Annotated in this window: 8 protein-coding genes; all 8 read right to left on the bottom strand. The window is 60.5% G+C overall.

The features are described 5' to 3' along the window. Window positions 1-12: 12 nt before the first annotated feature. Window positions 13-342 (bottom strand): hypothetical protein, encoded by a 330-nt coding sequence (locus ACKUB9_RS31215; protein ID WP_407530065.1) that lies wholly within the window; start codon window positions 340-342, stop codon window positions 13-15. Window positions 343-887: 545 nt separating this feature from the next. Then, window positions 888-1,433, bottom strand: coding sequence for a hypothetical protein (locus ACKUB9_RS31210; protein WP_407530064.1), 546 nt, complete (start codon window positions 1,431-1,433; stop codon window positions 888-890). 623 nt (window positions 1,434-2,056) lie between these two features. Continuing rightward, window positions 2,057-2,317: a hypothetical protein gene (locus tag ACKUB9_RS31205; protein ID WP_407530063.1), complete on the bottom strand. Its 261-nt coding sequence runs from the start codon at window positions 2,315-2,317 to the stop codon at window positions 2,057-2,059. 1,227 nt (window positions 2,318-3,544) lie between these two features. Beyond that, a complete protein-coding gene (locus ACKUB9_RS31200) occupies window positions 3,545-3,844 on the bottom strand; it encodes a DUF6522 family protein (RefSeq protein ID WP_407530061.1) in 300 nt (99 codons plus the stop codon). Window positions 3,845-4,592: 748 nt separating this feature from the next. After that, on the bottom strand, window positions 4,593-5,003 hold the full coding sequence (locus ACKUB9_RS31195) for a site-specific integrase (protein ID WP_407530059.1): 411 nt from the start codon (window positions 5,001-5,003) through the stop codon (window positions 4,593-4,595). Between the two features lie 362 nt (window positions 5,004-5,365). Then, complete coding sequence (locus tag ACKUB9_RS31190; RefSeq protein WP_407530058.1) at window positions 5,366-5,575, bottom strand: hypothetical protein; 210 nt, start codon at window positions 5,573-5,575, stop codon at window positions 5,366-5,368. Window positions 5,576-5,596: 21 nt separating this feature from the next. Beyond that, the gene (locus ACKUB9_RS31185) at window positions 5,597-5,839 is read right to left on the bottom strand and encodes a hypothetical protein (protein WP_407530056.1); all 243 of its coding nucleotides are present in this window, start codon (window positions 5,837-5,839) and stop codon (window positions 5,597-5,599) included. Window positions 5,840-5,873: 34 nt separating this feature from the next. Next, window positions 5,874-6,065: a hypothetical protein gene (locus ACKUB9_RS31180; RefSeq protein WP_407530054.1), complete on the bottom strand. Its 192-nt coding sequence runs from the start codon at window positions 6,063-6,065 to the stop codon at window positions 5,874-5,876. Window positions 6,066-6,403: the final 338 nt, after the last annotated feature.

The raw sequence follows: 6,403 nt of genomic DNA, 5'->3' as shown, positions 1-6,403 counted from the left end.
CCGAGGACAGAATCACAGCCCCTTCCGCACCGCCACCCAGCGTGAGTCGGGCTCAGCGAGACTTGGTATCACTCGAAGGATGTTCGCCACACCGCTCCTCAAAGGAAGAGCAGCATTATGGCTTTGGTTGAGTCGAACAATCAGGCCCTGCTGTCGGTCTAGATCCATAATCCTGACATCAGAGACTGCTTGCCAAGGAATCCAATCTGTCGAGAGTCTTCTGTCGAAGATGCCGCGCTTTCCTACAGAGACGACAACACCAAACTTGATCAGCTTGCTAGCAAAATATATGCAATATAATGCAAAGAAAAACATCCCAAAAATTGCGGCGAATTCACTCACTCCGCCTGCTACCATGCTATCAAATCCCGATGTGCCTGGCCGTTCATAAACGAGAAAGACGGAAAAATGCAACACAGAAGTGCGACGGCGAACGCAAGCGTGTCACTTGCTTTGGCATTCGCGATGTTAATCTGGCTTGTGTCGGCCATAGCAGCCTCCATTATTTGCGTTGGATCCTATCCAGTCACGAGAACTGCCGAGCAGATTTTTTGCTTGTTGCCAATCTCGGCGGTTACGTGCTGCGCCCACGCATCATGATCGAACCCGCCGGCCGCTCGGAATGGATGTGCCGCGCCGACTTCGCGGCCGTGCCGCCTATCCGGAGCCGGGCCCTGGTGGCAGGCGCTCGCCGTTCAACTGACTGCCACCGTAGAGGAGATCGAGGCCACGTTCCGCCGCCTCGCCCGAGCGCGTCACCCGGACGCGGGTGGCTTCCACGACATGATGTCCGACCTTAACCAGGTTCATGCCGAGGGACTGAAGGTGCGCAGCCGGTGAACCGCCCCCGCGTCATCAACAGCTTCACGGCCCGCAGAACGCCCGCGTCAGTGCGCGCGCCCATCATGCGGGATCTCGTGGAACTTGGTCACTGCGTTGTGGAGCGCGGTGAACCCGCCCTTCAACTTGCCAGCTTCAACCAAGAATTCGTGCGGCGCTCCAGATGCACCAGAACCGACAAAACTGATCATCCTTTTCCGCAGCGTCTTAGCAACATCGTCGGATTGGGAGATTTTGAAGAGCAGGTTTTTCTGCGAATTTCGATCGACAATGCTTACCGCGCGAACAGCGCTCCACGGTATCCAAGCTGTGGAAATGCGCCGATCAAAGATTCCCTTTTCTCCGATCGAGATAATAGACCTGTAATCAATGAGATATTTAGAAATAAAAATGAGGTAAATTGCGAAGATACTCATCGCAAAGCAGACAGCAAATTCGCCAACTCCTCCTGCCACCATGCTATTGGCTCCTGTCTCACCTGGTCTGATGTAGAGAATGAGACTAAAAAAGATAAGGCTCGCTGCCGTTACGGCAAACATTACTCCTGTTTTCGTGTGGGATATTGGTATCTCGATTTGTTTGTGGCTAGTCATAATAGCCTCCAGCTCAGAAAAAACACGTTAGCACATCTTATGAAATCTCTCAGGTTTTTTTTCGACATTATCGCTTAAGGTGCCGGCTTGCGGCGAGCTGACCGCACACCAGCAGCAATTCGCCGACGGACCCGCACCCGCGGCGAGCTGGGAAGTGCGGACGTGAGCGCGCCCAGTTCCCTCGTCACCATTAACTTCGCTGGCTGGGCTGGCGGCGAACCTACCGGCGATGTGCCTCTCGATGCCGTCTTCGCGGACGGCTCCGTGCAGCTGTTGCTCGCGTGAGTTTACAATGCTCGCTTCAATGTTTTCTGCTTTGAGAACCTTGGACGGGCGAGACTCAGACTATACTGTGGAAGCGTGTCACGGCGCTGTGAAGCGTCGCGAAGCCACCGTTGAGTCTGCCGGCTTCGATGTAGAATTCCCGCGGCGATCCCACTTCGCTGTTTCTAGCAGTGGCGAAGATTATCGGGACAACTTGCCCGGCGCGACCGGCCCTTCAGCGGGCAAAGGAACGCCGGCGCGGGGTGGAGCCCGGCCGGCAAGGAAAGACTCGCAGGTATACGGGGTCAATGACGGCACTCAGAGAAGCGTTCCATCGGGTTCGATCTCTTGGCGCTGTCCTAGCTCGGGCGAGGGGCTCGAAGATCGTCACCGCCGCTGGCCAAATGAGGATGCTTCGCGATCAGAGCGCCCAATTGCGCCCAGTGCTTCAGCGCCTGCACCCGAAAAATCCGGCCTTGCTCCCGGAGCGCGAGCTCCATTTCAGTGTCGCCATTCCGCGCAGCCTCGCTTGCCAGCTGCACGAAGCAGTTGGCCAGCGTCTCATCGGTCGAGACCCCTCGGGCCAGGGTGTCACGCTTGGCGCGCAGCTCGTCACGCATTGGAGCCTCCGCGCGGGAGTCCGAATATGCGGGACGCTGCGCGTGAAGCGGTAAGTCGCCCGCAACGGTAGGGTCCTACCCGCGCCCGGTGCGTGTCGGCCACGTAGAGCATGCTGCTGGGGCTCATCTACCGCTGCGCCCCGATCGCCATCGCTACGTGAGCAGGGGACCGTACCGGTCCTGCAGCAGAGCGAGCTTGCCGTCCATCTCCAGCTTCCTGATCCTGTGAGAGCGACCAAGACCGCGAAGGATCTCCGCGAAGGTTCTGTTCCCCCGCCGCTCGATGAGGCGGGCCAACTCCGCGCATTCCACGGCGAGAGCCTCATTCTTCGCGATCTCATCGGTCAGCTCGCGGTGCAGGCGCCGCACTAGTTCACGTGTCAGGCATCTCATCCGGCGCTGGCTCCTGCGCCTGTGCATGCTGGTGGAGCGGGTGTGGGACTAAGGGGAAGAGTGTCCCGAGTCCATCCGCCACGCCGCTCAGGACCGGGTCGATCGCGCTGCCGAACTCGCCCCGATGCAGTAGCGGCTTAATGAGGGTCATCTCGGCTTGCGAGAGCTGGGAGTGTTTCATTGGATCGATCATGACATCCAAGGAGCACCGACCTGGGCTCAGGAGCCCGGCGCGCCCAGTGCGGTAGGATTACATGCGTAAAGCGAGGTTCTGGCCGACTTGTTCCGGCTTTGGACCGTAGCTGGACGAGAGCTGAAATTGATAAAGCCCGCCACGGCTGGGCCAGGCGGGCAGAAAAGATCGCAAATGCCTCGCGGGCGTTAGCGATCCCCATGCCAGTTGTGTGACGCCCACACCCGAATGTCGCGCCTTGAAGGGCCAAGTTTTCCTTAGCCGCTCCCCAATGCGCCCTGCTACTGGCCCGAAGCCCCTATCGCCACCAACCGGCCTCTCGGAAAATTCACCCGCATTTGTAGAGAGCGGAGGTCGTTGTCCTTCGCGGGGCAGAGCGGATACACCGCGACCGTTCGGTCTTCAGGCTGTCTAAGGTTGGCCGGGCACCTGATCCGCCTTCGGATTGCTCGGCTTCTCCGCGGACGCTGGGCCGACCAAGCCTCCGCTACGCGCCGAGCGTGAAGGCCGGGGCAGACAGGTGCCAGCGTCGTCCATCATCGGCACCCGTCCACCTTGCGATTGCCGTCCAGGCGAGCCGGGTCGGGCACCGCTTCACCGGAGCTCTGCGCTGCCAGGATCAGGTGATCGCCAGGAGGTTGTCATGATGGTCCAGGAAGGAGCCGGGGTCGCGGTGAAGAGGTGACGGTCGCGAGGATCGGGTCCTCGATGATCGTGCTATCTGGATCAAGAACGAAGCGCCAGAGCAATGCACCGCGTCGGAAGGTGAGGCGCGTGCGGCCTTGGTCGGCATCAACGCCGCGCTCGCACACGGTGACGATGCTCCCGCCGTGCAACTCGGCGCAAAACGCCTCGAGCGAGAGCCCAAAGCGGGAGGCAACGTGTGCGGCGTCTACCTGGAAGTCGTCGCCGTCCCGACAAATAGGGGAGACAATGCTCATGCTGTCCTCCTGCTCGCCCAGCCGACTTGCGTGACCGATTAGCAGGTTCGCGCCTCTCAGTTCGACTTTGGCCAATCGAGCAGGCAGGTGAACGGGGTGATGTGACGAAGGAGGTGTGACGATCAGGTCAACCTCTTGCTCGCGCACAGCGGGCACGCTCACGCACTTCTTTGAGCGCGGTATCGCCGAATACTTCAATAAGCGTAGCGGAACACGACCGAATTGCCTGCGAGGCCAAGCTTTTTGCGGTATAACTGCCAGTCACGAAGCAAAACAGTGCGATCCTCCCGAAATAATGCGCAGCTTCTTTTTAAGGATGACTGAACATGGGAAGAGAGTCATCATGAATGTGTCTTAGCAGGAAGGATTTCATTGGGCATGGAGAGCTAATATGTCGGGTCAATCTATACATCTCAAAATAGATGGGAGAACCTACACTGGAACTTTCAAGATTGACCGCGGCATTATGACAGTTATCACTACATATGGAAAGAAATCCGTGCAGGTAGATAAATCACAGCACACTGCATTGGCCCACAAGCTCCTTGAGGAGCTTGTAAAACAGGAGAAAGCGAGGAAGGGCTCAACGCTGTGACGATGGCTTACGCTCACGATCCAAATACCGCCGTTTGCAGTTCTGGCGAGAGATTTCCTTATCGCAGCTGTTAACCAGAAGTTAAGGCGAGCTTGGATGTCTGATCTTAACGATGGAACCAGATCTCACATAAATTTCAGTCGTGTTTAGAATTTATAAGAACCTCTCTCCCGAGCGCCACTTGAAGGAGTTCGCGCGCCGGATACAGCCGACGACCGTCCGGATATCCCGGTGTCTGGACTGATCCAAGATCCTGGCGAGGTCGGCCCCGCGCTCCGCCGCCGTGATGATGTACCCGGCCCTCAGTGAGTGCGCCCCGAAGGCTGCGGCATCGAGCCCCGCAGCTGCAGCGTACCGCTTCACGATGTCTGCAACGGTCTGCGTCGTCACCCTCTCAGCCCCGCGCACGATCCCCGAGCGCGACACAGGCCGAATCACTGGCCCTTCGGTGATCTTTGCTGCCTCCAGCCATTCGCGTACCAGCGCCACCGGCTTGATGAAGCAGCCGTGCAGGATGGCCCTCTCGAACCTCGCGCCCTCTTGATCCGTCTTCGAGCGGCGCACCAGGACCCCTCAGGCCCTCCGGATCCTCGCGCAGATCCTCGACATCGGGGGCGACGAGCTCGGAGCGGAAGGCGCCCGCAAAGCCAAGCGCCAGCAGCGCGCGATCCCGCCTGCCCGTGAGGGTCTGCGGCGTGTGCATCAGCATCGCTGCCACGACGTCGACGGTAGCCGCGGCCTTGCGGGTCGCCGCCGCCCCGACCTTCCGCCGGATGTCCTTCACCGCCGCGCCTACGCCCTCATCCTCAGTCGGGTCCGGCGCTCCGACGAGCTTGTGCGTGTGGCGGATCGCGGCACAGCGCCGGCCGATGGAGGAGGCGGCCTGCCCAGCCCCGGCCTCGGCCACCAGGAAGGCCGCTAACGCCTCAGGGCTCGCCGGTAGCGACCGGCAGCCGTAGCGAGCGCACCGTACGCCGAACGCCTAACGCCTCCGCGGTGGCCCGGTATGCCCGCACGGTCGCGTCGGCCTTGCTGGCGCGCTGATACGCCTGGACGAGGGCGGTGGCCTCGACTGGCAGCTCCGGCGCGGTGCCGGGTCTGGCCAGCTCGCCGGCAAAGGACACCCAGATATTCACCAGAGTTCAGCTCTCGCCTCTCTAATCGGGGATCTGCTCCGCGATGTCGTGCTGCTCTGCCAGCAGCCGCTTCAATGGGGTGTTGACCACAAGAGGGGCGATCTGATCGACCGTTGCCTCTTCCCACGTGTCAATGGCGTCTTCAGCCTCCTCACGCGCCTCCGCCAACTGGTCCTCGCTATGAGGCCCTTCGCCGAACAGGTCGCCCGCGATCATGGCGACAATCTCTTCGACTTTCGCGTCCCATTCAGCCTGCGTCGCCATTACCTGAAACCTCCAGAGCGTCCGAGAGCAACGGTCAGGGCTTCTCCCGACCAACCTGCTGGGCGAGGCACGTGCGCCAGCCCTCGGGTATCTCAACCCCCTTCATCCGCATCCGGGCTTCAACGTTGGAGAGCACGCGCTGCCAGTGCTCGGCCGGGAGCTTGGCGAGGTCGGGTCCGAAGCCGAGATTGGCGGCCGCATGCTCGGCGGCGTCGCACCATACCATCGGCAGGAGAGGCGGTTCAGCAGCACCCGACTACCGCCTCCAAAACCATCGAGGATGACCGTTCTCAAAGGTTGCGAGGGCTCGTAGCGGCCGCCAACGCGGCCCACGGCGCTGGTCCTATCTCGCACCGACAAGCGGAAAGGAATGGCATCGCTGGTTCCATACGCCGCCCTTGCGCGAATCGGCGGGAGTGCCAGAGGGGCAATCGCCGACTTCGAATGGCCGCTGTCGGGTGTAGAGCGGCCATTCCGGCGCCCTGGGTCGAAGGTCTGGAAGTGGCGCTGAGCAGAAGGTCGAGCCCGGCGAACAGACCTTTGAGGCTGATGCTCAACCGCTCC

It is taken from the genome of Methylobacterium oryzisoli (assembly GCF_046557895.1).
In the GTDB taxonomy this organism is placed as follows: Bacteria; Pseudomonadota; Alphaproteobacteria; order Rhizobiales; family Beijerinckiaceae; genus Methylobacterium; species Methylobacterium oryzisoli.
The sequence above is the reverse complement of the archived record's forward strand: the minus strand, read 5'-3'. Positions and strand labels throughout refer to the sequence as shown.

What these genes read in the sequence shown, in the direction of transcription:
- ACKUB9_RS31210 (WP_407530064.1), bottom strand. Translation starts at nt 1,433, where the DNA reads ATGACTAGCCACAAACAAATCGAGATACCAATATCCCACACGAAAACA.
- ACKUB9_RS31205 (WP_407530063.1), bottom strand. Translation starts at nt 2,317, where the DNA reads ATGCGTGACGAGCTGCGCGCCAAGCGTGACACCCTGGCCCGAGGGGTC.
- ACKUB9_RS31200 (WP_407530061.1), bottom strand. Translation starts at nt 3,844, where the DNA reads ATGAGCATTGTCTCCCCTATTTGTCGGGACGGCGACGACTTCCAGGTA.
- ACKUB9_RS31185 (WP_407530056.1), bottom strand. Translation starts at nt 5,839, where the DNA reads ATGGCGACGCAGGCTGAATGGGACGCGAAAGTCGAAGAGATTGTCGCC.
- ACKUB9_RS31180 (WP_407530054.1), bottom strand. Translation starts at nt 6,065, where the DNA reads ATGGTATGGTGCGACGCCGCCGAGCATGCGGCCGCCAATCTCGGCTTC.